This is a genomic window from Microbispora sp. CA-102843, assembly GCF_050936215.1.
GTDB lineage: Bacteria > Actinomycetota > Actinomycetes > Streptosporangiales > Streptosporangiaceae > Microbispora.
Window position 1 is genome coordinate 7,399,573 of sequence record NZ_JBNJNF010000001.1, and the last position, 25,020, is coordinate 7,424,592.

Sequence of the window (25,020 nt, forward strand, 5' to 3'; positions counted from 1 at the left end):
ACCGGTCGCGATCGCGCCGGACGCCCTGCTCCGAACCCGGCGCTCCGAACCCGGCGCTCCGGGCCCAGTGCGGTGGGCCCGGCGCGGCGGGCCGGAGGCGGCGGCCCGGGGCGGTCGCGATTCGGGTCGCGGGCGGCCGTGTCATCGGTCGCCCGCGGCCTGGCCGGTTTCAGCCTGGCCGGTTTCAGCCTGGCCGGTCACACCTTCGGCTTGGCCGCCGTGTACAGCCACGCGTCGAACAGGTCGTCCAGGTCCTGACCGGACAGCCGTTCCGCCAGCGCGACGAGGTCCTCGGTGGTGACGGTGGAGTGCCGGTTCTCCTTCGTCCACGTGCGCAGCAGCGTGAAGAACGTCTCGTCGCCGATCTTCTTGCGCAGCGCGTGGACGGTCATGGCGCCGCGGACGTAGATCGCGTTCCAGTCGAACATGCCGTTGCGGCCCGGGTCACCGGTCTTGAGCTTCCAGAAGGCGCTGCCGGTCTTGTGCTTGTAATGCTCGGCGAAGGTCTTCTCGGCGGAAGGGCCGCCGTGCTGCTCCTGGTACAGCCACTCGGCGTACGCCGCGAAGCCCTCGTTCAGCCAGATGTCCTTCCAACTGCGCAGACCGACGCTGTCGCCGAACCACTGGTGGGCCAGTTCGTGCACGATCACCAGCTCGTCCGACATGCCCGTGTCGTACACCGGCCTGCCCTGCGTCTCCAGCGCGTAGTCGACGTTCAGCCGATCGGCGACGCCGCCGGTCGAGGAGAACGGGTAGTCGCCGAAGATCTTCGACTCCCATGTGATCGCCTTGGCGGTGGTGGCGTGCAGGCGCTTGAACTCCTTGGCCAGGGACGGATCGTACGCCGTGATGTTGGGCATGCCGTCGACGGTGCCCCGGCTGACCTTGAACTTCCCGATCGCGATCATGGCGAGGTACGACGCCATGGGCCGGCGCATCTCCCACGTGGAGGTCCTGTAGCCGTTGCGCGGGCCGGCGACGCCGGAGTTCTTCGGCTCGCCGTTGGCCAGGACCGTCAGCCCCTCGGGCGCGGTGACCTCGAAGGTGTAGGTGGCCTTGTCCCGGGGGTTGTCGTTGACCGGGAACCAGCTACGTGCGCCGTCCGGCTCGGCCAGCACGACGGCGCCGTCCTCGGTGTCGATCCAGCCGGTGACGCCGAGCGCCTTGTCCTTGATCGCCTTCGGCCGGCCGGCGTAGGACACCTCGACGGTGAACGTCTTCCCCGACGGCAGCCCGTGCCGGGGCGTGACGACGAGCTCCTGGCCCTTCCGGGCGTACGAGGCCCGCTCGCCGTTCACCTCCACCCTCCTGATCTGCGGCCCGGAGAAGTCGAGGTCGAACCTGGACAGGTTCTCGGTCGCCGTCGCCGTGATCGTCGTCGTGGCGCTGAGGTGACGGGTCTTCGGCGTGTACCGCAGCCGTATCGCGTAGTGGCCGACGTCGTATCCGCCGTTGCCCGCGTGGGGGAAGTAGGGGTCGCCGAGACCGGCCGAGCCGGGGACGTAGGCGCCGGAGCCGGTGGTCGCCTGGGCCGCCGGAACGGCCGGCAGGGAGACGGCTAACGTGAGACCGGCGGCGACGAGCCCCGCCAGGGGGGATGATCTGCGAAGCATGATCCCTATCGTGGTGCATTGCTCCACGAAAGAGGGGATTTATGAGCTTTTAGCGGGTGCGGATCGGATCAGGGGCGGCGCTCCAGCACGCTCGCCATCTCGGCCAGGAAGCCGTCCACCTCGCGGATCGCGTAGCCGGGCCGGAACACGACGGTCGCGAACGTGGCCCTCCTGACCTGCTCCGCGGTCAACGGCTCGGCCGCCGTCTCGCGCAGCGTCGCCACCACCCGGTCGAGGAACGCGTCGACCTCCTCCTCGCGGTAACCCATCCCGAGCCGCCCCGGCCGGAAGGCCACATGCTCCACCCGGGCCGCCTGCGTCTCCCGCCAGGACGGCGTGCCCGGCTCCGGCGGGAGCGTGCCGGTCTTCTCTCCACGGGTGGCCTTCGCGGGGGCCTCGTCCGATCGCGCTCGCTCCTCGGCACGCGTACGGCGGGGCGAAGCCGCCACGGCCCGGGCGGCGGCGGAGCCGGAGGAGGCGGGCTCGGGCTCCTTGGCGGCATGCTCTGAGGCCGCAGGCTTTGGTGCGGCGGGCTCTGAGGCCGCGGGCTGTTCAACGGCGGGCTCGGGCTCTGTGCCGGCGCGCTCCGAGGCCGCGGGCTTTGGGGCGGCGGGCTTTGGGGCGGCGGGCTTTGGAGTTGCGGGCTCTGAGGCCGTGGGCTTTGGGGCGGCGTTTTGGGCGGCGGGCGGCGGAGGCACGGCCGGTGTGGACGGAGCGGGCGTGGTGTCCTTGCCCGCCCTCGCCTCGACCGCCACGATGAACGCGTCGAGCGCGAAGTCCACCGCCGTCTCGTTGTAACCCCCGAGCTTGACGGCGAACTTCGCGTTCCTGATCTCGTCGGCGGTCACCGGCGGCCCGTCGAGCGGGCCGAGCCCGAGCGTCCGCTCGATCCTGCGCACGAAGTCGTCGACCTGTTCGGGGTCATAACCCAGGCGCACCGCTATGACGCGGGGAAAGCGGTTCACACCACACCTCCCTGCCCGTTGCCGACGCCCGTCCATTTTGACGGGAGTCCCAATAGAAAGGCGAGACCCAAAGATCGCCCGATGTTCGTACGCCGGGAGGAACATCCCGATAGGCTCGAAAAACTATGCGGATCGCCAGACTCTCCTTCCGGTACGGACGGCGAGCCCCGTGGGTCCTGTCCGACGCCGGCCTGGTCCTCGATCCGGGGGACGTGGTCGAGGTCACCGGGCCCAACGGCACCGGCAAGTCGACCCTCCTGCGGCTGGTCGCCGGACTGCTCAGGCCCGTACGCGGAAGCGTCGAGGACCGCCCTCAGGTCGTCGGGTACGCCCCCGAGCGATTCCCCTCGGACCAGCCGTTCACTGTGGCGTCCTACCTGCGGCACATGGCGGCGGTCCGGAGGGTGAGCACGGAGTCGATCGGCCGGTGGAGCGAGCGGCTCGGCATGGACCACCTGCTCGGGCAGCGGCTGCCCGATCTGTCCAAGGGCAGCGCGCACAAGGTGGGCCTCGCGCAGGCGCTGCTCGCCGAGCCGGGGCTGCTCGTGCTCGACGAGCCCTTCGCCGGACTCGACGCCGCCACCCGTGCCGAACTTCCCAGGATCATCGAGGAGATCAGCGCGCGCGGCGGGATCGTGGTGGCGAGCGACCACCAGGGTGATCTGCGCGCCTTTCCCGGCCTGCGCCGCTGCGAGGTCCGCGACCGGTCCGTACGGGAACTCGAGCCGGTCGAGGAGGCCGGCGAGACGGCCCTGACCGTGCTGGAGGTGTCGGTGGCCGCGTCGAGGGCGTCGGACCTGGCCGACCGCCTGCGCGCCGAGGGCTGCACGGTGCTTATCACGGGCCGCGTCGCCAGGGAGGCCGCCAGATGACACCCGTGATCGCGCTGGCGAGGTTCCGCCTGACCGGGTATGTCGCCTCGCACCGGGCGCTGCAACCGCTGATCGCGCTGCTGGCACTGCTCGCGGTCCTCTACGCCGGCCCCATCCCCGCCGGTCAGGAGATCGGGGCCACCGCGGACTCGGCGGCCATGCTCGTGCCGGTGCTCGCCTGGGCCGCGCGCGGCCTGCTCGACACCGAACCCGACGAGCAGCGCAGCGTCGCCCTGTCCGCGCTGGGTCCGAGGGAGCTGGTGAGCGGCCTCCTGGCGGCGTTCGCGTCGTTGCTCGCGCTGGCCGCGCTCGCCGAGGCCGCGCTGCTCCTCCGCCTCGCCGCCTCCCCCACCCTCACCGTGCTCCTGGCCGGGGTGTGGCTGCATGTGCTGTCCGCGGCGGCGGGGCTCGCGCTCGGGGCGCTGACGAGCCGCCCGATCCTGCCCTCTCCGGCGGTCTCGACGATCGCCCTGATCCTCGGCTACCTGTCGATGCTGTTCCTCAGCATGGCCGGGGCCCGCTGGCTCACCGTGCCGGTCATGGGCTGGATGCGGGACGCCCACCACGGCGTGCTGCTGTCCGGGCTGCCCCTGCTCACGGTGCAGTCGCTGCTGTGGCCCGCGATCGGCCTGGCGGCCTACACGTGGCTGCGCCGTACGCGCCCCTGAGTCACTGGGGCGCGGGTCACTCAGGCGCGGGTCACTGGGGCACGGGTCACTGGGGCGCGGCGGCGAGCTGCCCGCACGCCCCGTCGATCTCCCGCCCCCGGGTGTCCCGTACGGTGACGGCGACGCCGTGGGACTCCAGGCGGCGCACGAACGCCCGCTCGTCCTCGGGACGGGAGGCGGTCCACTTCGAGCCGGGCGTGGGGTTGAGCGGGATCAGGTTGACGTGCACGAGCTTGCCCTTGAGCAGGCGACCGAGCAGATCGGCCCGCCACTCCTGGTCGTTGATGTCCTTGATCAGGGCGTATTCGATGGACACGCGCCGCTTGGTCTTGGCCGCGTAGCTCCAGGCCGCGTCGAGCACCTCGGCGACCTTCCACCGTGTGTTGATCGGCACGAGCGTGTCCCTGAGCTCGTCGTCCGGCGCGTGCAGGGAGACGGCGAGCGTCACCGGCAGGCCCTCGTCCGCGAGCTTGCCGATCGCCGGCACCAGGCCGACCGTCGAGACCGTGACCCCGCGCGCCGAGATGCCCAGGCCCTCAGGCGCCGGGTCGACCAGGCGGCGTACGGCGCCGATGACGGCCTTGTAGTTGGCCATCGGCTCGCCCATGCCCATGAAGACCACGTTGGTCACCCGGCCGGGCCCGCCCGGGACCTCGCCGCGCGCCAGCGCCCGCGCACCCGCGACGACCTGCTCGACGATCTCGGCCGTGGACATGTTGCGGGTGAGCCCGGCCTGGCCGGTCGCGCAGAACGGGCAGTTCATGCCGCATCCGGCCTGGGAGGAGACGCACATGGTGACGCGGTCGGGGTAGCGCATCAGAACCGACTCGACCAGCGAGCCGTCGAACAGCTTCCACAGCGTCTTGCGCGTCATGCCGTCGTCACAGGTGATCTCACGTACGGACGTCAGCAGCGGGGGCATGAGCTGCTCGACCAGCCGCTCGCGCAGCGCGCCCGGCAGGTCGGTCATCTGCTCGGGAGAGCCGGTCAGCCGGGTGAAGTAGTGGCGGGAGAGCTGGTCGGCGCGGAACGGCTTCTCCCCCAGCTCCGCCACCGCCGCCCTGCGTTCCGCCATGGTCAGGTCGGCGAGGTGACGCTGCGGCTTGGCCCTGCGGGGCGCCACGAAGGTCAGCTGCCCGGTCTTCGGCTGCTCGCTCACGCAAAACCCTTTCCATCTCCCGCGGCCATGGTCTTAACGACTGGCGCACGCGGCTTTACATTCTGTCTGGCGGTCGAATCCCGGAGGCGTACGAGAGGTGAGGTGTGGACACCACTGTCGTGCTCACCAGCACCAACCCCTACGGGAGCCGCACACTGACGATCGAAGCCGACCGGACCTCCTCCGTAGCTTACCTTCGTGACGCGAAGGGGATCGTCCACGGAGCGGTCTGGCTGGCCAACCACGTCCCCGCCCCCGCCGAGGCGGATCTCGGCCGGGCCGACGCCGGACTGCCGCCGGTGATGCCCGAGGCGCACACCGCGCATCCCTCCGGCCGGCCGCCCCTGGCCGCGGAGTCGCTGTCGGTGCTTTGGTTCGAGGAGGGCGACGGCGTCGCCCTGTACGAGAACGACACGCTCCTGGCGGTCATTCCGGGGTGGGCCGACATGGAGCGCGGCATGCCCGGATACGCGCGGGACGCCGTCGGGGAGTCGCCGTTCGCCTGGCCGCTCGGCGAGGCGCTGGAGGGCCTGTCCCCCCGGGTGGCCAAGGCCCGCGCGTACTGGCAGTGGCGGCAGGCGGAGGGCAGCTGGGCCACCTACCAGCAGTTCGTGCTGGGCCACCTCGACAGCAGGCTCGGGCCGCCCGGCCGTTACTGGGACGTCGCCGGCGACCGGTTCCCCCTGGTCGGCGTCAGCGAGCGCCCGCCCACGTTCACGCGGGACTACACGGTGCTGTCCACCGTCGGCATGAGCTGCCAGCGGATGCCCGCCGCGGAGATGTACGACACGGCGTGCCGGGTGGAACTCGCGCTGGCGACCAGGCAGGATCCGAGGGTCGCCGCACGGCTGTTCGCCTGGCTCGGGCAGTATCCCTGGCGGTCGGTGACGTGGCTGGGGCACGGGCACACGGCCCGCTGGTTCCAGAACCCGGTCACGTTCCCGTTGAACGGCGGGCACCAGGGGGTGCTCATGCTGATGGACCCGCCCGGACTACCGGACATGTCGGGATTCATGTTTGGCGGCGACGCCGTACGGTGGCTGTGGTTGCTCCCGCTCACCGAGTCCGAACTCCGCCTCGTGGCCGATCACGGCCATCGGGCGATCACCGAGCGGTTGGCGATGACCAGCCGGATCTGACCCACCGCGGACCCCGGCGCGGGCGTCAGGCGACCGGGACCAGGAGTGTGAGCAGCAGCCACACGGGGACGAGCGTGAACAGCAGCGAGTCGAGGCGGTCCATGGCCCCGCCGTGTCCCGGCAGCAGCGTGCCCATGTCCTTGATGCCGATGTCACGCTTGATCACCGACTCGATCAGGTCGCCGAGCGTCGCGCACACGACTCCCGCCACGCCGACGACGGCGCCTTCCCAGTACTCGCCCTGCAACAGGAAGTGGACCAGTAACGCGCCGCCCACGACGCAGGCGAGGGTCGACCCGGCGAAGCCCTCCCAGGTCTTCTTCGGGCTGATGAGCGGCGACATCCGGTGCCTGCCGAAGAAGATCCCGGCGAAGTATCCCCCGATGTCGCTGCACACGGTGACCACGACGAAGACGATCACGCGGTCCGGCCCGTCCTCGGGAGCCAGCAGCAACGGCACGAACCCCGCGAGCAGCGCCGGGTAGACGGCGACGAACACCGCCGCGGTCGCGTCCCTGACGAAGCCTTCGGCGCCCTGGAACATGCGCCAGACCAGCAGCACCATCACGGTCACGGAGAACGCGCCGACCAGGAACGTCGTGCCGCCCCAGTAGGGCCCGAGCACCATGGCCGCCATGCCGGCCAGCAGGGGCGGCAGCGGCACCCTGATGCCGAATCCGCCGAACGCCTTGACGATCTCGTGTATCCCTACGCCGATGGCCACGAGGACGACGACGAGGAAGGCGACCTTGACAAAGTAGAGTGAGCCGATGACCACCGCGCCCAGCGCGACGCCGACCCCGACCGCGGCCGGGAGGTTTCGGCCCGTACGGCCCGAGGACTTCTTGGGGGCGTCGCCGGACGTGCCGCCCGGGGCGCCGGTGTCCGCCGGGTCGGCGAGGCCGTTCGGCGTGGCGGCACGGCCGGTCCCTGCGGCGGAATCGGTGCCGGAATCGGTGACGCCGCTCTGTCCGGCGCTACGGCCGGCATCGGCACCGGCGAGGCCGTTCGGCACGGAAGCCTGACCGGCGCCGGTGCGACCCGCCTCGGGGCCGTGATCGGCACCGGAGGGACCCGCCGGGCCCCCCGCCGGGTTCCGGTCGCCGGCGGCAGCAGTTCCGTCCACAGCGTCCCACTCTCTATATACGCGTGATCCTTGTGCCGCCCCGCCCTCGCGGTGCGGCACAAGGATCACGGTCATGCCGTACGGCCCATTGTGCCGGGCCGAGACGTCAGACCTCGAGCAGCTCGGCTTCCTTGTGCTTCAGCAGCTCGTCGATCTTCGCGACGTGCTTCTGGGTGAGGTCGTCGAGCTCCTTGACCGCGCGATGGACCTCGTCCTCGCCGGCCTCGCCGTCCTTGACGAGCTTGTCGAGGATCTCCTTGGCGTGTCGGCGGATGTTCCGCACGGACACCCGGCCGTGCTCCGCCTTGTTGCGGGCGACCTTGATGTACTCCTTGCGGCGCTCCTCCGACAGCTCGGGGAACACCACGCGGATCACGGTGCCGTCGTTGCTCGGGTTGACGCCGAGGTCGCTGTCACGGATGGCCCTCTCGACCGCGTTCAGCGAGCCCTTGTCGTACGGCTGCACGAGCACCATGCGCGCCTCGGGGACGTGGAACGACGCGAGCTGCTGGATAGGCGTGGGCGACCCGTAGTAGTCAACATTGATCTTGTTGAACATCGAGGGCGTCACACGGCCGGTGCGGATGCTCGCGAAGTCGTCCTTGGCGACCGTCACCGCCTTGTCCATCTTCTCCTCGGCCTCGAGGAGGGTTTCGTCGATCACTGCGGCTCCCTACTTCCCTGCCGGACTCACCAGCGTGCCGATCTTCTCACCACGGACCGCCCGGAGGATGTTGCCCTCGCCCATGAGGTCGAAGACCACGATGGGCAGGCCGTTGTCCATGCACAGACTGATCGCGGTGGCATCCATGACCCCGAGGCCCCGCGTCAGCACCTCACCGTAATCAAGCTGGTCGAATCGGACCGCGTCGGGGTTCTTGCGCGGGTCCGAGTCGTACACGCCGTCGACCTGGGTGCCCTTGAGCAACGCCTCGGCGCCGATCTCCAGTGCGCGCTGCGCGGCGCAGGTGTCGGTCGAGAAGAACGGCGAGCCGAGCCCCGCGCCGAAGATGACCACGCGCCCCTTCTCCAGGTGGCGAATCGCGCGGCGCGGCAGGAACGGCTCGGCCACCTGCTGCATCGTGATCGCGGTCTGCACGCGGGTGTCGATGCCGCGCTTCTCCAGGAAGTCCTGCAGGGCGAGACAGTTGATGACGGTTCCGAGCATGCCCATGTAGTCGGCCCGGGCGCGGTCCATGCCGCCCTGCGACAGGGCGGCGCCGCGGAACATGTTGCCGCCGCCGACGACGACCGCCACCTGCACGCCCTCACGGACCGCTTCGGCGACCGAGTCCGCCAGCTGGGCGACGACGCGCGGGTCGATCCCGAGGGACTCGCCGCCGGCGAACGCCTCACCCGACAGCTTCAGCATCACCCGCTTCCAGCGCAGCGGCCCGTCGTACGACGAAGCCGCCGGCGTGGCGGGTCTGGTGTTCTCCTGCACGGCGGCGGCCTCCTCGGATGTCAGCGCGGGTCGAAAAGCTCCTGGCAGTAAGCCTAAGCCTGGCCGACCTTGTAGCGGGTGAAGGCCAGGACCTTGACGCCGGCCTCGTCCGCGACCTTCGCGATCGTCTTCTTGTTGTCCTTCACGAACGCCTGCTCCAGCAGGGTGAAGTCCTTGTACCAGCCGTTGACCCGGCCGTCGACGATCTTCGGGATGGCGGCCTCGGGCTTGCCCTCCTCGCGGGTCATCTGCTCGAACAGCGACCGCTCCTTCTCGACGACCTCGGCGGGCACCTCGGCGGGGCTGAGGTACTTCGGCGCCATCGCGGCGGCGTGCTGGGCGATGTCCTTGGCGATCCCGGCGTTCGGCGTGTCGAGCTGCACGAGCACGCCCACGGCCGGCGGGAGCTGCGGGTCGGTCTTGTGCATGTAGGAGGTGATGAAACCACCCTCCAGCAGCGCGAACCGGCGGATCTCGATCTTCTCGCCGAGCGCCGCGTTGGCCTCGTCGAGCAGCTCCTTGACGGTCTTGCCGCTCAGCTCGGACTCGAGCAGCGTCGGCACGTCGGCGGGCTTGGTCGCGACGATGTGGGCGACGATGTCGGCGGCGAGCTCCTGGAAGCGCTCGTTCTTGGCGACGAAGTCGGTCTCGCAGTTGAGCTCAAGCAGCGCCGCGAGGGAGTCGCCCTCGTGCTTGACGGCGACCAGGCCGTTCGACGCGGTGCGGGCCTCGCGCTTGCCGACGTCCTTGGCGCCCTTCAGGCGCAGGATGTCGACGGCCTTGTCGAAGTCGCCCTCGGACTCCTCGAGCGCCTTCTTGCAGTCCATCATGCCGGCGGCGGTCAGCTCACGAAGCCGCTTGACGTCGGCCATGTTTACGGAAGCCATTGTCCAATTTCCTCTTCGGGACCCGGATGCGAATCGTCTGGGGGGTGGGCACCCGTGCCGGGCGCCCACCCGGTGAAGCCCTCGGCGCGGCGGGCGTCGCCCTACCGCACCGGAACCAGGTCGTTCCCTGGGAGATCCCCGCCGTCGCGGCCGGCCGGAGGCGCCGCGCTCGGCAGGGATCCGCAGTCGTTCGTCAGGCCTGCTCGCCCTGCGCGGGCTGCTCGGCGGCCGGAGCCTCAGCGGTCTCGGCAGCCTCGGCAGCCGGAGCCTCAGCGGTCTCAGCGGCCTCGGCAGCCGGAGCCTCGGCGGTCTCAGCGGCCGGAGCCTCGGCGGTCTCGGCTGCCGGAGCCTCGGCGGTCTCGGCTGCCGGAGCGGCCTCGCCGCCCTCGAGGAGCTCGCGCTCCCACTCGGCCAGCGGCTCGGCGGCGGCGACACCCGCGGGCTTCTCGTCACCGCGGCCGGCGCCCGCACGGGTCATGAGGCCGTCGGCGACGGCGTCGGCGATCACGCGAGTGAGGAGGCTGACGGCGCGGATGGCGTCGTCGTTGCCCGGGATCGGGTAGTCGACCTCGTCCGGGTCGCAGTTGGTGTCCAGGATCGCGACGACCGGGATGCCAAGCTTCTTGGCCTCGTTGATCGCGATGTGCTCCTTCTTGGTGTCCACGACCCAGACCGCGCTCGGGACGCGGGCCATGTCACGGATACCGCCGAGGGTGCGCTCCAGCTTCTCCTTCTCGCGGCGGCGCATCAGGAGCTCCTTCTTGGTGAGCCCGGAGCCGGCCACGTTGTCGAAGTCGAGCTCCTCGAGCTCCTTCAGCCGCTGGAGCCGCTTGTGCACGGTGGAGAAGTTGGTGAGCATGCCGCCCAGCCAGCGCTGGTTCACGTACGGCATGCCGACGCGCGACGCCTGCTCGACGATCGACTCCTGCGCCTGCTTCTTCGTGCCGATGAACATGATGGTGCCGCCGTGCGCGACGGTCTCCTTCACGAAGTCGTAGGCACGGTCGATGAACGACAGCGACTTCTGCAGGTCGATGATGTAGATGCCGTTGCGCTCGGTGAAGATGAAGCGCTTCATCTTCGGGTTCCACCGGCGGGTCTGGTGGCCGAAGTGGACGCCGCTCTCCAGCAGCTGCCGCATAGTAACGACAGGGGCCATGGTGATGGTCCTCCATGGTCGTGTGCCCTTGGGCACGGTCTCGGTTGGTCACGCGGGCGTCTTGCCCGCGCCCTGACGCCCCGGGCCGCTTTCACCGGACGCGGTCCGGACCGAGAAGGCGGCTCGTGAGTGGGCGTGCGAATTCGGCCCGCCTAGCAGGCCGTCGAACAGTCTACCCGGATCCGCCCCTTCAGTTGACCCTTGCCGGATCAGCACGCCGCCACACCACACGTCCTGGTGCGCGGCCGGCATGGGCGCACGGGCACGCGCCCGCCGACGGTGAAGCCGGACGCTCGCCGCGGATTGTCGCCGCCGTCCTCTAGCCTCCCGACCAATCGATCAAGCCGGTCTTAACTGGAGAAGGCGGACATGACCTACCTTGAGCTGTCCGAGGACGGCGGCGGAGCGCACAAGTTCTACGAGACCATCGTCTCCGGAACGCGGGTGACCATCACGTATGGGCGCATCGGCGAGGCGGGGCAGACCAAGGTCACCGACTTCCCCACCGAGGACAAGGCGCGGGCCGCGGCGGCCAAGAAGATCAACGAGAAGCTGCGCAAGGGCTACGCCCCGTCGGTTCGTGGCGTGCGCCAGCGCAGGCCGGTCACCCGCAGGACCATCGCGAGCACCCGCTCCACCGCCCGGCAGGCACCGGTCCTGTGGCGCTTCGACAGCGGCGCCTCCGCCTTCGGCATCTTCGTGGACGAGGAACGCTGCTGGGTCGGCAACCAGCGCGGCGACGTGTACACGGTCACCCACTCCGGCACCGTGACCGGCCGTTTCCGCCTGCCGGACGGCGTCAAGTGCATCGTGGCCGACGACTTCTGGATCTACGCGGGCTGCGACGACGGCAAGGTGTACGACCTCAGCGGCAAGGTGCCCAGAGTGGCCTACGAGATCGCCTCCGACGTCGACATCTACTGGCTCGACATCCACGACGGCGTCCTCGGCGTCTCCGACCGTGCCGGGCGGATCACCACGATCGACTACGAGGACGAGTTCCAGTGGGCGCGCACGGGCCAGGGAGACTACGCCTGGATGGTGCGGTGCGACGAGGACGCGGTCTACCACGGCCACTCCGGTGGTGTGGCCCGCTACGACACCTCCGACGGCGCCCTCGTCTGGCACACCTCCTCGGCCGACCAGGTGCTGTTCGGCTGGCAGGAGGAGGACGCCGTCTACGCCGCGACCGCTCGCCGTACCGTCCACCGGTTGGCCAAGAGCGACGGCCGGGTCGAGGCCGTGTACCGGTGCGACGGTCCCGTCTACTCCTGCGCGACCTCGCCGGAGGGCCGTTACGTCTTCGCGGGCGACAGCCACTCGTCGGTGTACTGCTTCGCCGCGTCCGGAGAGCGACTGTGGAAGCTCGGCACCGGCTGCGGATCGGCCTTCTCCATGCAGTTCCTCGACGATCGCCTCTACATCGTCACCACGGACGGATCTTTGGCCTGCATCGACGCGAGCGAGGCCGCGATCGCCGCCGCGCGTGGGGGTTCGGTGCCCGAGCCCGTCGATGTGAAGGCCGCCGCCTCGCTTCCGGTGGTGGAGCCTTCGATCGTGCTGGAGACCGTCAGCCACGCCGGCGACGGAGTGGTCGTGGAGTGCGTGCGCGAAGGTGAGCGGTTGCGCGTGCGCGTGACCAGCCCGGGCTACGAGGCGTGGAACGTGCAGTTCCCCAAGGACATCCGCGAGCCCGGCGCCCGCTACCTGGTGGAGGGCGTACGCTCCTCCGGCCGGGGTGGCTTCTACCGGACCTACGGCGAGATCAGGCGGCTGCTGTAGGCGCGGCGCGGCCGCGATCGTCCCGCGTCTCGGGCCGCCGGCCGTCGTCACGAGGACGGCGCCCATGCCGCGGGGTGCTCCCCCTCGCGGGGCGGCGGGCTCGTCCAGCGCGGCCGGTCCCCGTCGACGGCACCCGGTGGCGTCACGTAGGTGAGCGTGCCGAAGGGGCTGTCCATCGTCGCCAGCAGGTCCTCCACCCTGGGCTGCCGCACCCCCGCCCCGTCGATCCTGCCGAGATCGTCGAGCCACGCCGCGGTCCTCGCCAGCGACACCTCGACGTGCCAGGAGCCGCCCTCGGCCGCCCGCCTGAGCAGCGCGGCGACCGCGCCGAACGCGGCCAGGTAGCCGGTGCCGTGGTCGAGCGCCTGCGCGGGCAGCGGGCTCGGCCGCAGGCCGTCGCCGTTCTCGTGGGCGATCCCGCATGCCATCTGGACGAGGCTGTCGAATCCTCTCCTTGAGCCCCACGGCCCGCGCGCGCCGTACGCGGAGATGTCGACGCAGACGACGCCGGGCCGCAGGGCGGCGAGGTCGTCCGGCCCGAAGCCCCTGGCCCGCAGGGCCCCGGGCCGGTAGGCCTGGATGACCACGTCGGCCTGACGGACCAGCTCTCGCAGCTTGTCCGCCTCGGAACGCAGGTCGATGTGGCACGACCGCTTGCCGAACGCCGTCTCCACCACGAGCCCCGGCACTTCGGGCAGGTGCGCGGCGCCCACACGCAGCACGTCCGCGCCGTACGCCGCGAGCGCCCGCGCGGCCACCGGCCCGGCGATCACGCGGGTCAGGTCGAGCACCCGCACGCCGCCGAGCGGCCGATCCGGCCCGGCCGTGCGCCCCTTGCCGAAGCCGCCGAGTGCATGGCCGGCCCGCGTGCGGCCGGCCTCGCCGCTGCCGGTCCCGTCCCCGCCCGCCTGACCGTCCCCGTCAGGCAGCCGGGACACGCCGACGAGAGGAAGGCCGGCCAGCGCCCGCGCCTGGGGGTGCGCGAGCCACTCGGCCCTGCTCCGCATCGCCGCCGCACAGCCGCCCTGGCGGATCACCGCCTCCTCGATTTCCACCGCCGTGCGGCCGGCGCACACCCTGCCGACGTCCTCCTTGCCCGAGCCGGGCGGCAGCCCGAGCGCGCGTACGGCGGCATCACGGTGGTGGTCGAAGTTGCAGTGGAGCCGGACCCAGCCGTCCGAGGTGCGGTAGTCCCCCGACAGCGCGGCCCAGACGTCCATGGCCTTCCCGTCGGCGCGGAAATGCCGCTCGCTCTGGAAGGCCACGGCGGCGTGGCGGACATCGATCGTCACGTCCGGATCGCCGTGCGCGCCGCGAGACGGTCGCCGGCCGCCGGACCCTTCCTCGTCGCTCTCCCCGGTCATGGCGGCGTACGCCGCGACGGCGGCGGCCAGGGCGCCGGCCGAGGCCGCGGCCATCGCGCCGAGGGGAAAGACGGACGGCAGGACGGGGTCCTCGCCGGTGACCCGGACCTCGGGCAGGGCAATCCCGACGCCCGCGCCCAGCTCGCTGATCAGTTTCGCGGTCACTGCCGACTCCTCACTTCCGACGTGCTGCGGCGCCCGATGCCCGGCGGCGTGCTCCTTCACGGCGGAGCCGCCGCCCGCCTCCCGGGAACCGGGGCAAGTATCCGTGCCGGTCGCAGTCTGCCCGCGGCCGCCCTCCCGCTTCCGCTCCCGGCCTCGGCTGTGGATGACGAGAGCGTTCTCACCGGGCCCACCTGCGGTTTCCTCCGCCCGTCCACAGCGGCCGATTCGTGGCGCGGGCTTTTCCACAGAAAGAGGTTCGGTGGCACGGGCCGGGGGCCGCTTCGGCGAGTGTCTGCGCCGGAGGTGGTCCCATGGCGGCGAAGGATCGGCTGGGCAGGCAGGGTGAACAACTGGCCGTGACCTTTCTGACGGCGAAGGGCATGCGCATACTCGACCGCAACTGGCGCTGCGCGGAGGGCGAGGTCGACATCGTCGCCCGCGACGGCAACGCGCTGGTGATCGTGGAGGTGAAGACCCGCTCCGGGCGCAGCCACGGCACCGCCTTCGAGGCGGTGACCGGTGAGAAACTGCTGCGCCTGCGGACGCTGGCCGTCAGATGGCTGGCCCTGCACACGGAGCGTTTCGACACGATACGGGTCGACGTGATCGCGATCGAGCGGTTCGCCGGCGACTTCTCGCTCAGGCACGAGCGCGGGGTGGTCTGAGATGCCCGTCGCCCGGACCCACTGCGTCGGCCTCGTGGGCGTCACCGGACGCCTCGTGGAGGTCGAGGCCGATGTGGGCCCCGGCATCGCCGGAACGCACTTCATCGGGCTTCTCGACACCGCGATCAGCGAAGCCCGGGGCCGCGTGAGATCAGCGCTGATCAACAGCAGGTTCGCCTGGCCCGACGCACGGGTCACCGTGAGCCTGTTCCCGGCCACGTTGCCCAAGCGGGGATCGATCTTCGACCTCGCCATCGCGATCGCGGTGCTCGGCGCGGCCGGCGCCGTGCCGGCGCAGCGGATCGCGGCGCCGATGTTCCTCGGCGAGCTCGGTCTCGACGGGCGTGTCCGGCCGATCAGAGGCGTGCTGCCGGCCGCGCTCGCCGCCGCGGAGGCGGGGGTGCGCATGGTCGTGGTGCCCGCGCTCAACGCCGCCGAGGCCGCTCTCGTGCCCGATCTCACCGTGGTTCCCGTCGCCACTCTCGGCGAACTGGTGGGGTGGCTGCGCTCGAGCGACCTGCAGCGGCTTCCGGTGGTGGCGGACGCCGCCTCGCTCACGCAGGACGCCGAGCGTATCGGCCACGACGAGCGCACGGAGCACATGAAGCAGAGTGAGCACACCGGACACAGCGGGCACAACGGTCGCGCTGATCACCTCGATCACGCCGGGTACGCGTCGCGTCTGACGGGACCGTACGACGGCGACCGGGGCGTGCCGGGGCCGGACCTGTGCGACGTGGCCGGGCAGCCGATGGGCCGCAAGGCGCTGGAGGTGTGCGCGGCCGGAGGGCACAACCTCTGGATGCTGGGCCCTCCGGGGAGCGGCAAGACCATGCTCGCCGAGCGCCTGCCGACCCTCCTGCCGCCGCTCGACCAGGAGAAGGCCCTGGAGGTGTCGGCCATCCACTCGGTGGCGGGAACGCTGCCGGCGGGGCGTCCGCTGCTCACCCGGCCCCCCTTCATGGCCCCGCATCACAGCGCCACGATGGCGGCCGTCGTGGGCGGTGGGAGCGGAGGCGTCGTGCGGCCCGGAGCGGTGTCGCTCGCGCACCGAGGCGTGCTCTTCCTCGACGAGGCACCGGAGTTCGCGACGACTGTGCTCGACTCCCTGCGGCAACCCCTCGAGTCGGGAACGGTGACCATCGCACGGGCTGTCGGCACGGTCACGTTCCCCGCCCGGTTCATGCTGGTCCTGGCGGCCAATCCGTGTCCGTGCGGCCTGCAGGGAACGGTTGGACATCCCTGCAGGTGCACCCCAGCAGGCCGGCGCCGCTATCTCGACCGGCTCTCCGGGCCACTGCTGGACCGCGTCGACGTGAAGGTGAAGATCGGCCGGGCCACCCGCGCCGAGTTGCTCGCGGACCGGCACTTCGTGGAGACGAGCGCGACCGTGGCCGAGCGGGTGAGGCTGGCGCGCGAGCGGGCCGCGAGGCGGCTGGCCGGCACCCCCTGGCGCACCAACGCGGAGGTGTCGTCATCCGCGTTGCATCGTGACTTCCGCCTGCCCGACGCCGCGATGGCCCCGCTCCATCGAGGTCTCGACGTGGGCACACTCAGCGCACGCGGCCTGGATCGCGTGCTCCGCGTCTCCTGGACGCTCGCGGATCTCGCGGGCGATGACCGTCCGGGCCGGACCGAGACGTCGGCGGCCCTCGCACTGTGGCTCGGAGTGGATTGATGGAAACGACTGAGTTCTCCACCGCCGGCGACGCGCCGACCGGCGAGGCCGTCTCGCAGGCGGCGGGCGCCTCCGGCCCGGCCGAAGACGTTGGTGGCGCGGCCGGGCCCGAGGGGGCGGAACGGCTGGCCCGCGTGGCGATCATGCGGATGGCCGAGGCAGGCGACGCGGTGATGGGCCGGTTGATCGCCCGCTGCGGTCCGGTGGGCGCGATGGAGCAGGCGAGACGCGGCGTGCTGGACCCTGGCTTCGCGCGTGACGAGCGGGACCGCGCCGAGGCTTCCAGACGCCACCTGGATCTCGGTCGGCACGCGGCCGCATGGGCGGCCCGCTACACCGACCCGGCAGGCGACCTGGCGCAGGGCACGCGGCGAGGAGCGCGGCTCGTCGTTCCCGGTGACGTCGAATGGCCCACTCAGCTCGACGACCTCGGGGACGCACGGCCGTTCGGGCTGTGGGTGGACGGACAGGCGAACCTGCGGTTCTCCTGCCTGCGTTCGGTCTCCGTCGTCGGGGCCAGGGCCGCGACCGCGTACGGCACGACCGTGGCGGCCGAGTTCGCCATGAGTCTCGGCGGGCGCGGGTGGACGGTGATCAGCGGCGGCGCCTACGGGATCGACGGCGCCGCCCATCGGGGCGCGCTGGCCTCCGGAACGCCGACCGTCGTCGTGCTCGCCTGTGGGACGGACGTGTGTTATCCCAGCGCGCACGAGGACCTGTTCCGTGCCGTGCGCCGGCAGGGCGTGGTGATCAGCGAGTGGCCGCCGGGCGCGCACCCCACCCGGCTGCGGTTCCTCATCCGCAACCGGGTGATCGCCGCTCTGTCCCGGGGCACCGTTGTGGTGCAGGCAGCCGCGCGCAGCGGTGCGCTCAACACGGCCACTCACGCTTGGGGCCTGAACCGGCAGTTGATGGCCGTGCCCGGTCCCATCACCACCGAGGTCTCCACGGGCTGCCACGTCCTGATCCGTCAGGGCAAGGCCGTCTGCGTCACCTCGGCCGAGGAGATCATCGAGTTGGTCGGCTCCATCGGAGACGACCTCGCACCGGAGCAACGGGGGCCCGTGCGGCCTCGTGACGGCCTGAACGACGAGACCAGACGTGTGCTCGAAGCGATCCCCGCGCGCGGCGCCACGGGTCCCGCCGCGATCGCCGTCGCCGCCGGTGTAGACATCGGGACGGCAGTCGCCTGCCTCGGCGCTCTGGCCGCCGCGGGGTTCGTCGAGAACGTGGACCGAGGGTGGCGGCTGAGGCCTGCCGCGCGCCGATGAACGGGCGGCGCGCGCCAATGCGCGGGCTGCACCGCGCGCCGGTGCGGCCGTCGCTCCGGGATGAGACCGGTCGATAGCATGCGGATCGTGGCCGTGTCTCCTCCCCCACCCGGGGCCCCCTCCCACGCATCGGATGCCGTCCCGGGGAAAAAAGGACGCGGTGAAACAGGACACGGCGAAACAGGACACGGCGAAACAGGACACGGCGAAACAGGACACGGCCGGTCCACGTCGTCGCGGGGCGGCGACTATGAGAGTCACGGGCCCCGGCTCGCCCGCAGGGCGGCGTCGGCCGCACCCGCACCGGGCTGGGCCGGGCCGGGCTGGGCCGGAAGCGAGGGGAAGGACGTCGTGACAGTGGGCGAAGGGCAGGGGCTCGGGGAGTTCGACGCCGTCCTGGAGCAGTTCGAGCGGCATCTGCGTCTCGAACGGGACCTGTCGCCGCACACGCTCAGGGCGTATCTCGGGGACGTCTCCTCGCTGTTCGCGCATATGAGGACCGCCGGGCACGACGACGTGTCCGCTCTTGACGTCGCCCTCCTGCGCGACTGGCTGGGGGACCAGCACCAGGCCGGACGATCGAGGGCAACGCTGGCCCGCCGTTCCGCCTGCGCCCGGGTCTTCACCGCCTTCTGCCACCGGCGGGGATGGCTGGCGAGTGACCCCGGGTTGCTCCTCGGCACGGCGAAGGCCGAACGCCGGCTGCCGAAGGTGCTGGACCAGACCGAGGCCGAGGCCGTCTTCGCCACGCAGGGGCCGGGAGACGCCAGGGACCTGCGCGACCGGGCGATGCTGGAACTGCTGTACGCCACCGGCATGCGGGTGAGCGAGTTGTGCGGCCTCGACGTGGACGACGTGGATCGGGACCGCCGGACGGTCCGCGTGCTGGGCAAGGGGCGCAAGGAGCGGACGGTTCCCTTCGGGCTGCCCGCCCTGCACGCCCTGGACGCGTGGTGCGTACGAGGCAGGCCTTTGTGGGTTCGCGAAGGAAGCGGCCCCGCGCTCTTCCTCGGCGTCCGAGGAGGCCGGATCGACCAGGGCACCGTCCGGCGTGTCGTGCACGCCCGTCTGGCGCAGGTCGAGGGAACCCCAGACATGGGCCCGCACGGACTGCGCCATACCGCCGCCACCCATCTGCTCGAAGGCGGGGCCGACCTGCGATCCGTGCAGGAGATGCTCGGGCACGCCTCCCTGGCCACCACACAGATCTACACCCACGTGTCCATCGAGCGGCTGCGGGCCGCCTACCGCCAGGCCCATCCCCGCGCCTGAGCACTGCGCCTGAGCACCGCGCCTGAGCACTGGGCCTGACCACTACCCGCCTCAGACGGGCCAGCGGGGCAGAAGACGAACCTGCCCCAGGCCGAACAGGAGGAGCGGGTCCAAGTAAAGACGTCCGCGCAAGAGTCCCCAGTGCAGGCACGGGGCGGTGCAGTGGGCGGCGGCGTCCTCCTCGAGGATGCCGATGACCTGACCGGCCGCGACGACGTCACCGGGCCGGACCAGGGCGCGCACCGGCAGATAGGTGGTGCGCAGGCCATCGGAGTGCGAGATCGTCACGACCCCCCGGCCTGCGACCCGCTCCGCCAGACCGACGACTCCTGGTCCTGCGGCCACGACCTTCTCACCGGGCCGCGCGGCCAGGTCCACGCCCCGGTGCCCGGCCAGCCACCGCTGTGGGGGCGGATCGAAGCGCCTGATCGGACGTGTGGGCCCGGAAAGCGGCCACCGCCAGCGGGACGCCTTTCCACGCGGCCCCATCGGGCCCGGCGCTCGCCCGGCGCTGGCGACCGGCCCCACCGGCACGGCTTCCACAGCCCGGTCCGGCCCAGCCGGCACGGCTTCCACAGCCCCGTTCGGCCCGACCGGCGATGCGTCTGTCGGCCCGGCCGTCCTGACGCCCGCGGACCGGGACGCCGCGACCCCCACAGCCGCCGACGCCCTCGCCGTCAGGACGGCCGGCTCCATGGGACCTCTGGTCGCCACGGGCCGGACAGCGCCGGATGGCCGGGTGAGGGCGGCGGTCAGCAGGACCGGTACAAGCACGTACGCGACGAGACGCATGCCACGACGATGCGCCCCGAAGCCTCGCGCCGAGCGGCCGAACGCCGTTCTGGGGACAGACCGCGCACGATCAGCTCGAGAAGCCCTCCTTGGGCATCTCGAGGTCGGGCTTGGCCAGTTCCTCGACGTTGACGTCCTTGAAGGTCACAACCCGCACGTTCTTGACGAAGCGGGCCGGGCGATACATGTCCCAGACCCAGGCGTCCTGCATCTTCACGTCGAAGAAGACATCGCCGTTCTCGGCGGTGCGGACGTCGAGATCGACGGTATTGGTGAGATAGAAGCGCCGCTCGGTCTCGACCACGTAGGTGAACAGGCCGACCACGTCACGGTACTCCCGGTAGAGCTGCAGCTCCATCTCGGTCTCGTACTTTTCGAGATCTTCCGCGCTCATCCCGGTCCTCCTCTTCCGCTCCCCGTCGGGATCCCACTGTCGAGGCCGACCCGTTCAGACGACACCGGTCCCAACCTCATTCTCGCGCATGTCCTCATCCTGCCCCGTCCACAGGCCCCCGGCCGGGATTCTTGTCCCACGAGTCACCCTGGCCACCGTCACGAACGAGAACCGATGGTGGGGGCTCGGCCCGTGCCGGGCCAGGGCCTGCCGATGGCCAGGGGTCACATAACCCTTGTGCAGGGCGAAGCCGTACTGCGGGTAGGCCTCGTCGAGGCCGTGCATCATCCGGTCCCTCGTCACCTTCGCCACGATCGAGGCCGCCGCCACGCACGCGGCGACCTGGTCGCCCTTCCACACGGCCAGCGACGGCGCGGGCAGCCCGGCCACCGGGAAGCCGTCCACGAGGACGTAACCGGGAATGAGCCCCAGCCCGGCGACGGCCCGCCGCATCCCCGCGATGTTGCACTTGTGCAGGCCGCGCGAGTCGATCTCCTCGGGAGGGATCACGACCACGCTCACGGCCCGGGCGGTCGCCATGATCCGCTCGTAGAGGCGCTCGCGCACGGCCTCGGTCAGAAGCTTGGAATCGCTCAGCCCGTCGATCTCCCGCCCCAGCACGACCGCGGCGACGACCAGCGGCCCGGCGCAGGCGCCGCGACCGGCCTCGTCCACCCCGGCGACCGGCGTGAACCCCCGCCGGGCCAGGGCCCGCTCGTAGCCGTAGAGTCCGGAGTCCCGTCGTACGACACTCGGGCGCGGGCGATAGGCAGTTGTCATGACGACAAGCAGATTACGCCCCATTCGGGACCGGCGATACGGCCGGAACCATCGCCGACGGCAAAGCCGCAGGTGAGATCAGCGTACGACGGAGAAAGTGTCGGGCTGCGACAGGAACGAGATCCGGTTCAGCGGCCAGTAGCGCAGGAACGCCCGCCCGATGACGTCGTCCTCGGAGATCGTGCCCTGGTGCCCGTCGTCCGTGTAGAAGCGCGAGTCCGCCGAGTTGTTCCGGTGGTCGCCCATCAGCCACAGGCGCCCCTTGGGGACCTTGACGTCGAACTCCATGCTGGAGGGATGGACCCCCGGGTAGAGGTACTTGCCCTCCTCGTCCAGCGGCGTCCCGTTCACGGTGATGCGGTGCTTGGCGTCGCAGCACTTCACGTGGTCGCCGCCGACGCCGATCACCCGCTTGATCGTGTCCTCGCCGTCCCAGCCCTTGAAGACCACGATGTCGCCGCGCTCCACCGGCCCGAGCTTGTACGCGAGCTTGTTGACCACCACGTAGTCGTTGACCAGGAGCGTGTTCTGCATCGACTCGGACGGGATGTAGAACGACTGCAGCAAGAAGGTGTGGACCAGCAGGGCGACGACGACCCCGCCGAGGGTGTACATGAGGGTCTCCAGAAGGCCGGAGCCCTTCTTCTTCGCGGGCCGGTCCTTCTTCTCGCCGGCGGTCCGCTCGTCCTCGCCCGCCGGCTCCGCCGGTTTCTCCGGTTCCGCCGGAACGTCGTCCGCGGATCCGACCGGCCCGGCGGTGCCTAAGCGACTCTCGTCGGACTCTCCCACGGCTGCCTCCTCCGGCTTTGTCACGTCCTACGTCGCCTCACCAGCCGCCGGCGCAGGGTCACCAGCGGCACGGCCCCCGCGAAGCCCGCGACGAACGGCGCGGCCCCGAGGGCTGCCTGGAGCGCCGGCTGCGCGAACGTCTCCGGAATCGGCAGGATCTTGGCCCGGTTGAACGGCCAGACGATGACGAACGCGCGGCCGATCACCTTGTCGGCGGGAATGGTGCCGCCTCCCGGGTCGCCCATGTGCAGGCGGGAGTCCCAGGACACCGAGCGATGGTCGCCCATCACCCACAGGCGGTCCGGCGGGACGGTGACCTCGAACTCGCGCCCGGACGGCTCGTCGCCGGGATACAGGTACGACTTCTCGCTCAGCGGCACGCCGTTCACCGTGACCCGGCCCTGCTCGTCGCAGCATTTGACCTTGTCGCCCGGCACGCCGATGACCCGCTTGATGTAGTCCTTCTCCCCCGGCACGACCCCGAACGCGGTGCCGAGCCAGCGCAGCCCGGCCGCGATGGGGTTGGACGGCTCCTCGAGCTTCACCTCGGGGTCCCAGGAGTCCACGCCGGAGAACACGACGATGTCGCCGCGCTCGATGTCGCGTACGTGGTAGACCAGCTTGTTCACCAGCACCCGGTCGTTGATGAGAAGCGTGTTCTCCATCGACTCGGACGGAATGTAGAACGCCTGGACCACGAAAGACTTGATCAGCAGGGCCAGAGCGAGGGCGACCACAATCAGGACGGGCAATTCCCGCCAGAACGAGCCTTTCTTCTTCCCGTCCTCGGCGTTCTGCTTGACGTCTTCGGCGACCACGTCCACCCCGTCCTCGGCAGGGCGACGCGTGCCCGGCCCCTGTCCCTCGCTAGCCATCGCTGCTGAGCCTAGATGATGTCCACGACGGCGAGCGCCGAGGACACCGCATCACCGGCAAAAAGAAAGTGGCCCGCGCCTGAGGCACGGACCACGATCCCCACAGCCTTACTTGGCGGCCGGGTGCGCCTCGCGCTTCTCGCGGATGCGGGCGGCCTTCCCGCGCAGGTCGCGCATGTAGTACAGCTTGGCCCGGCGGACGTCGCCGCGGGTCACCACATTGATCTTCTCGATCACGGGGCTGTGAACCGGGAAGGTGCGCTCGACGCCGACGCCGTAGCTGACCTTGCGGACCGTGAACGTCTCACGGATGCCACCGCCCTGGCGGCGCAGGACGAAGCCCTTGAACACCTGGATGCGGGACCGGTTGCCCTCGACGACGCGGACGTGGACCTCCAGCGTGTCACCCGGGCGGAAAGCCGGTACGTCGCTGCGAAGGGCAGCCTTCTCGATCTCCTGGATCTGCGTGTGCATGGCGGCGGTTCCTCATTCACATGGGCACACGGAGGTCCACCCGGCCGGCCCGTGGGCTCGGCGACGAGGGGGACACGCGTGCTTGGCTTGATACGTCTTGTCTGCCACGTGCAGGCCGGGGACACCCGGCCACGCCGAAATAGGCAGCAGCGATTCAGTCTGCCACATCTTCCGGCGCCGCGCGAAACGCGGCGGCGGAACGGCCCTCTTCGGAATGCTCCTCGCGGCGCTCGCCGAACTCCTCGATGACGCGCCGGTCGTGCTTGTCGAGGCCGTCCCGGTCGAGCCGGGCGGCCAGTTCCGGCCTCCTGGCCAGCGTGCGGCGCAGCGCCTCGTCGCGCCGCCAGCGGGCGATCCTGCCGTGATGGCCCGACAGCAGGACCTCCGGCACCTCGTGCCCCCGCCACACGGGCGGCTTGGTGTAGACGGGACCTTCCAGCAGGTTGGCCATGGCCCCGGGCGCGAAGGAGTCGTCGGCGACGGAGCGCGCGTTGCCGAGGACCCCCGGCAGCAGCCTCCCCACGGCCTCGACCATCACCAGGACGGCCGCCTCTCCCCCGGCTAACACGTAGTCGCCGATGCTCACCTCGTCGGCGCGCAGCCGCTCGCCGTACTCGGCGACGACGCGGGAGTCGATGCCCTCGTAGCGCGCCGGGGCGAACAGCAGCCACGGCTCCTTGGCGTACTCCAGCGCCACTTCCTGGGTGAACGGCCGGCCGCTCGGCGTGGGGACGATCAGCCGGGGCAGCGCGTCCTCCCCGGAGGCGGCGCGCCCGTCCTCGATCACCGCGTCGACGGCCTCGCCCCAGACCTCCGGCTTCATCACCATGCCGGGGCCCCCGCCGTACGGCGTGTCGTCCACGGTCTTGTGGACGTCGTGCGTCCAGTCGCGGAGCTGGTGGAGGTGGATGTCGAGGATGCCGCGCTCGCGGGCCTTGCCCATGAGAGAGACGTCGAGCGGGGCGAAGTACTCGGGGAAGATCGAGATGATGTCGACGCGCATGTGCGGCCCCTACTCCGCCTCTGGGGCGTCGAGCAGGCCGGGCGGGGCGTCGACGACGAGGATTCCCTTGCCGAGGTCGACCTCGGGCACGAGCGCCTTGACGAACGGGACGTACGCCTCGTCGCGGGAGGGCCGGGCCACCACGAGCAGGTCCTGTCCGTGGTGCAGGACGTCGCTGACCTCGCCGACCCGCTCTCCCTCGGTGGTGACCACCGTCAGGCCGATCAGTTCGTGGTCGTGGAACTCGTCGGGGTCCTCGATCGGCGGCAGGTCCGCCGAGTCCACGACGAGCAGCGTGTCGCGCAGTGCCTCCGCGGCGTCCCTGCCCTCCACTCCGGCCAGGGTCAGCAGCAGGATCCCCTTGTGCCACCGCGCCCGCTCAACCGTCAGCGGACCTGCCGACGCCGGGTCGGTGACCAGCGTCGCCCCCGCGGCGAAGCGCAGATCGGGCTCGTCGGTGCGCACCTCGACCGTGACCTCGCCCCGCACACCGTGCGGGCGGCCGATCCTGCCCACGACTAGCTGCACTTGTCGCCTACCTCCGCTACCGCTCCAACGCGACTTCTACGCGACGGCCCGAACGCCACCGCCCGAACCGGTATGTCAAACCGCCCGGAAGAGACCGGTCCGAAGCCGAAAACACGCCGGGGGACCCCGGTGCGGGGTCCCCCGGACGCGTCGTTC

General features: G+C 71.0%; 25 protein-coding genes. 8 read left to right on the forward strand and 17 right to left on the reverse strand.

Features of this window, described 5'->3' with window-relative positions:
* Window positions 1-197: 197 nt before the first annotated feature.
* Both ACQEVJ_RS34220 and ACQEVJ_RS34225 read right to left on the reverse strand, forming a co-directional pair.
* Window positions 198-1,613 carry a M1 family metallopeptidase gene (locus ACQEVJ_RS34220; protein ID WP_433108343.1) on the reverse strand — a complete coding sequence of 472 codons (1,416 nt, stop codon included), beginning with the start codon at window positions 1,611-1,613 and terminating at the stop codon, window positions 198-200.
* A 68-nt stretch (window positions 1,614-1,681) separates the two neighbouring features.
* Window positions 1,682-2,578, reverse strand: a complete 897-nt coding sequence (locus ACQEVJ_RS34225; RefSeq protein ID WP_433108345.1) for a DivIVA domain-containing protein — start codon at window positions 2,576-2,578, stop codon at window positions 1,682-1,684.
* Between the two features lie 125 nt (window positions 2,579-2,703).
* On the opposite strand from ACQEVJ_RS34225, the gene ACQEVJ_RS34230 reads away from it, so the two are divergent.
* Both ACQEVJ_RS34230 and ACQEVJ_RS34235 read left to right on the forward strand, forming a co-directional pair.
* A complete protein-coding gene (locus ACQEVJ_RS34230) occupies window positions 2,704-3,450 on the forward strand; it encodes an ABC transporter ATP-binding protein (protein WP_433108347.1) in 747 nt (248 codons plus the stop codon).
* On the forward strand, window positions 3,447-4,118 hold the full coding sequence (locus tag ACQEVJ_RS34235) for a hypothetical protein (RefSeq protein ID WP_433108349.1): 672 nt from the start codon (window positions 3,447-3,449) through the stop codon (window positions 4,116-4,118). The genes ACQEVJ_RS34230 and ACQEVJ_RS34235 overlap by 4 nt, the downstream gene beginning before the upstream one ends.
* Window positions 4,119-4,164: 46 nt before the next feature.
* On the opposite strand, the gene rlmN is transcribed toward ACQEVJ_RS34235, so the two are convergent.
* Complete coding sequence (rlmN, locus tag ACQEVJ_RS34240; RefSeq protein WP_433108351.1) at window positions 4,165-5,277, reverse strand: 23S rRNA (adenine(2503)-C(2))-methyltransferase RlmN; 1,113 nt, start codon at window positions 5,275-5,277, stop codon at window positions 4,165-4,167.
* A 104-nt stretch (window positions 5,278-5,381) separates the two neighbouring features.
* On the opposite strand from rlmN, the gene ACQEVJ_RS34245 reads away from it, so the two are divergent.
* Window positions 5,382-6,416 (forward strand): suppressor of fused domain protein, encoded by a 1,035-nt coding sequence (locus tag ACQEVJ_RS34245; RefSeq protein ID WP_433108353.1) that lies wholly within the window; start codon window positions 5,382-5,384, stop codon window positions 6,414-6,416.
* 25 nt (window positions 6,417-6,441) lie between these two features.
* Here the strand turns inward: ACQEVJ_RS34245 and ACQEVJ_RS34250 are convergent, their stop codons facing one another.
* The 5 genes from ACQEVJ_RS34250 to rpsB form a co-directional block, all read right to left on the reverse strand.
* The gene (locus tag ACQEVJ_RS34250) at window positions 6,442-7,542 is read right to left on the reverse strand and encodes a phosphatidate cytidylyltransferase (RefSeq protein WP_433108355.1); all 1,101 of its coding nucleotides are present in this window, start codon (window positions 7,540-7,542) and stop codon (window positions 6,442-6,444) included.
* Between the two features lie 106 nt (window positions 7,543-7,648).
* Window positions 7,649-8,206 (reverse strand): ribosome recycling factor, encoded by a 558-nt coding sequence (gene frr / locus ACQEVJ_RS34255; protein ID WP_079320643.1) that lies wholly within the window; start codon window positions 8,204-8,206, stop codon window positions 7,649-7,651.
* Window positions 8,207-8,215: 9 nt separating this feature from the next.
* Window positions 8,216-8,986, reverse strand: coding sequence for a UMP kinase (gene pyrH / locus ACQEVJ_RS34260; RefSeq protein WP_030511713.1), 771 nt, complete (start codon window positions 8,984-8,986; stop codon window positions 8,216-8,218).
* Between the two features lie 53 nt (window positions 8,987-9,039).
* Window positions 9,040-9,873 carry a translation elongation factor Ts gene (tsf, locus tag ACQEVJ_RS34265; RefSeq protein ID WP_433108358.1) on the reverse strand — a complete coding sequence of 278 codons (834 nt, stop codon included), beginning with the start codon at window positions 9,871-9,873 and terminating at the stop codon, window positions 9,040-9,042.
* 193 nt (window positions 9,874-10,066) lie between these two features.
* Complete coding sequence (rpsB, locus tag ACQEVJ_RS34270; protein ID WP_433108360.1) at window positions 10,067-11,032, reverse strand: 30S ribosomal protein S2; 966 nt, start codon at window positions 11,030-11,032, stop codon at window positions 10,067-10,069.
* 369 nt (window positions 11,033-11,401) lie between these two features.
* On the opposite strand from rpsB, the gene ACQEVJ_RS34275 reads away from it, so the two are divergent.
* Window positions 11,402-12,814 (forward strand): WGR domain-containing protein, encoded by a 1,413-nt coding sequence (locus tag ACQEVJ_RS34275; protein ID WP_433108362.1) that lies wholly within the window; start codon window positions 11,402-11,404, stop codon window positions 12,812-12,814.
* A gap of 47 nt (window positions 12,815-12,861) precedes the next feature.
* Here ACQEVJ_RS34275 and ACQEVJ_RS34280 read toward each other — a convergent pair whose 3' ends face one another.
* Complete coding sequence (locus ACQEVJ_RS34280) at window positions 12,862-14,343, reverse strand: CoA transferase (protein WP_433108364.1); 1,482 nt, start codon at window positions 14,341-14,343, stop codon at window positions 12,862-12,864.
* 311 nt (window positions 14,344-14,654) lie between these two features.
* Between ACQEVJ_RS34280 and ACQEVJ_RS34285 the strand changes: the two genes are divergently transcribed.
* The 4 genes from ACQEVJ_RS34285 to ACQEVJ_RS34300 all read left to right on the forward strand — a co-directional run bounded on the left by ACQEVJ_RS34285 (window position 14,655) and on the right by ACQEVJ_RS34300 (window position 19,229).
* A complete protein-coding gene (locus tag ACQEVJ_RS34285) occupies window positions 14,655-15,008 on the forward strand; it encodes a YraN family protein (RefSeq protein WP_433108366.1) in 354 nt (117 codons plus the stop codon).
* 1 nt (window position 15,009) lies between these two features.
* Complete coding sequence (locus ACQEVJ_RS34290; RefSeq protein WP_433108368.1) at window positions 15,010-16,686, forward strand: YifB family Mg chelatase-like AAA ATPase; 1,677 nt, start codon at window positions 15,010-15,012, stop codon at window positions 16,684-16,686.
* On the forward strand, window positions 16,686-17,957 hold the full coding sequence (dprA, locus tag ACQEVJ_RS34295) for a DNA-processing protein DprA (RefSeq protein ID WP_433108370.1): 1,272 nt from the start codon (window positions 16,686-16,688) through the stop codon (window positions 17,955-17,957). Before ACQEVJ_RS34290 ends, dprA begins: the two co-directional genes overlap by 1 nt.
* 351 nt (window positions 17,958-18,308) lie before the next feature.
* Window positions 18,309-19,229: a tyrosine recombinase XerC gene (locus tag ACQEVJ_RS34300; protein WP_433108372.1), complete on the forward strand. Its 921-nt coding sequence runs from the start codon at window positions 18,309-18,311 to the stop codon at window positions 19,227-19,229.
* A gap of 51 nt (window positions 19,230-19,280) precedes the next feature.
* Here ACQEVJ_RS34300 and ACQEVJ_RS34305 read toward each other — a convergent pair whose 3' ends face one another.
* The 8 genes from ACQEVJ_RS34305 to rimM form a co-directional block, all read right to left on the reverse strand.
* Window positions 19,281-20,021 carry a M23 family metallopeptidase gene (locus tag ACQEVJ_RS34305; protein WP_433108374.1) on the reverse strand — a complete coding sequence of 247 codons (741 nt, stop codon included), beginning with the start codon at window positions 20,019-20,021 and terminating at the stop codon, window positions 19,281-19,283.
* Window positions 20,022-20,091: 70 nt separating this feature from the next.
* Window positions 20,092-20,415, reverse strand: coding sequence for a DUF2469 domain-containing protein (locus ACQEVJ_RS34310; RefSeq protein ID WP_433108376.1), 324 nt, complete (start codon window positions 20,413-20,415; stop codon window positions 20,092-20,094).
* Window positions 20,416-20,469: 54 nt separating this feature from the next.
* Window positions 20,470-21,195: a ribonuclease HII gene (locus ACQEVJ_RS34315; RefSeq protein WP_433108378.1), complete on the reverse strand. Its 726-nt coding sequence runs from the start codon at window positions 21,193-21,195 to the stop codon at window positions 20,470-20,472.
* A 78-nt stretch (window positions 21,196-21,273) separates the two neighbouring features.
* Complete coding sequence (lepB, locus tag ACQEVJ_RS34320; RefSeq protein ID WP_433108380.1) at window positions 21,274-21,984, reverse strand: signal peptidase I; 711 nt, start codon at window positions 21,982-21,984, stop codon at window positions 21,274-21,276.
* A gap of 20 nt (window positions 21,985-22,004) precedes the next feature.
* Window positions 22,005-22,859 (reverse strand): signal peptidase I, encoded by an 855-nt coding sequence (lepB, locus tag ACQEVJ_RS34325; RefSeq protein WP_433108382.1) that lies wholly within the window; start codon window positions 22,857-22,859, stop codon window positions 22,005-22,007.
* A 108-nt stretch (window positions 22,860-22,967) separates the two neighbouring features.
* Entirely contained in the window at window positions 22,968-23,333 is a 366-nt protein-coding gene (gene rplS / locus ACQEVJ_RS34330; RefSeq protein WP_433108384.1) for a 50S ribosomal protein L19, read from the reverse strand.
* A 154-nt stretch (window positions 23,334-23,487) separates the two neighbouring features.
* A complete protein-coding gene (gene trmD, locus ACQEVJ_RS34335; protein ID WP_433108386.1) occupies window positions 23,488-24,336 on the reverse strand; it encodes a tRNA (guanosine(37)-N1)-methyltransferase TrmD in 849 nt (282 codons plus the stop codon).
* Between the two features lie 9 nt (window positions 24,337-24,345).
* Entirely contained in the window at window positions 24,346-24,864 is a 519-nt protein-coding gene (gene rimM, locus ACQEVJ_RS34340) for a ribosome maturation factor RimM (protein WP_433108388.1), read from the reverse strand.
* Between the last annotated feature and the right edge of the window lie 156 nt (window positions 24,865-25,020).

Bases quoted from the DNA above. Each gene is read 5' to 3' on its own strand.
- ACQEVJ_RS34220 (WP_433108343.1), bottom strand. From the start codon at position 1,613: ATGCTTCGCAGATCATCCCCCCTGGCGGGGCTCGTCGCCGCCGGTCTC.
- ACQEVJ_RS34230 (WP_433108347.1), top strand. From the start codon at position 2,704: ATGCGGATCGCCAGACTCTCCTTCCGGTACGGACGGCGAGCCCCGTGG.
- ACQEVJ_RS34235 (WP_433108349.1), top strand. From the start codon at position 3,447: ATGACACCCGTGATCGCGCTGGCGAGGTTCCGCCTGACCGGGTATGTC.
- tsf (WP_433108358.1), bottom strand. From the start codon at position 9,873: ATGGCTTCCGTAAACATGGCCGACGTCAAGCGGCTTCGTGAGCTGACC.
- rpsB (WP_433108360.1), bottom strand. From the start codon at position 11,032: ATGGCCCCTGTCGTTACTATGCGGCAGCTGCTGGAGAGCGGCGTCCAC.
- ACQEVJ_RS34275 (WP_433108362.1), top strand. From the start codon at position 11,402: ATGACCTACCTTGAGCTGTCCGAGGACGGCGGCGGAGCGCACAAGTTC.
- ACQEVJ_RS34285 (WP_433108366.1), top strand. From the start codon at position 14,655: ATGGCGGCGAAGGATCGGCTGGGCAGGCAGGGTGAACAACTGGCCGTG.
- ACQEVJ_RS34290 (WP_433108368.1), top strand. From the start codon at position 15,010: ATGCCCGTCGCCCGGACCCACTGCGTCGGCCTCGTGGGCGTCACCGGA.
- dprA (WP_433108370.1), top strand. From the start codon at position 16,686: ATGGAAACGACTGAGTTCTCCACCGCCGGCGACGCGCCGACCGGCGAG.
- ACQEVJ_RS34305 (WP_433108374.1), bottom strand. From the start codon at position 20,021: ATGCGTCTCGTCGCGTACGTGCTTGTACCGGTCCTGCTGACCGCCGCC.
- ACQEVJ_RS34310 (WP_433108376.1), bottom strand. From the start codon at position 20,415: ATGAGCGCGGAAGATCTCGAAAAGTACGAGACCGAGATGGAGCTGCAG.
- ACQEVJ_RS34315 (WP_433108378.1), bottom strand. From the start codon at position 21,195: ATGACAACTGCCTATCGCCCGCGCCCGAGTGTCGTACGACGGGACTCC.
- lepB (WP_433108382.1), bottom strand. From the start codon at position 22,859: ATGGCTAGCGAGGGACAGGGGCCGGGCACGCGTCGCCCTGCCGAGGAC.
- rplS (WP_433108384.1), bottom strand. From the start codon at position 23,333: ATGCACACGCAGATCCAGGAGATCGAGAAGGCTGCCCTTCGCAGCGAC.
- trmD (WP_433108386.1), bottom strand. From the start codon at position 24,336: ATGCGCGTCGACATCATCTCGATCTTCCCCGAGTACTTCGCCCCGCTC.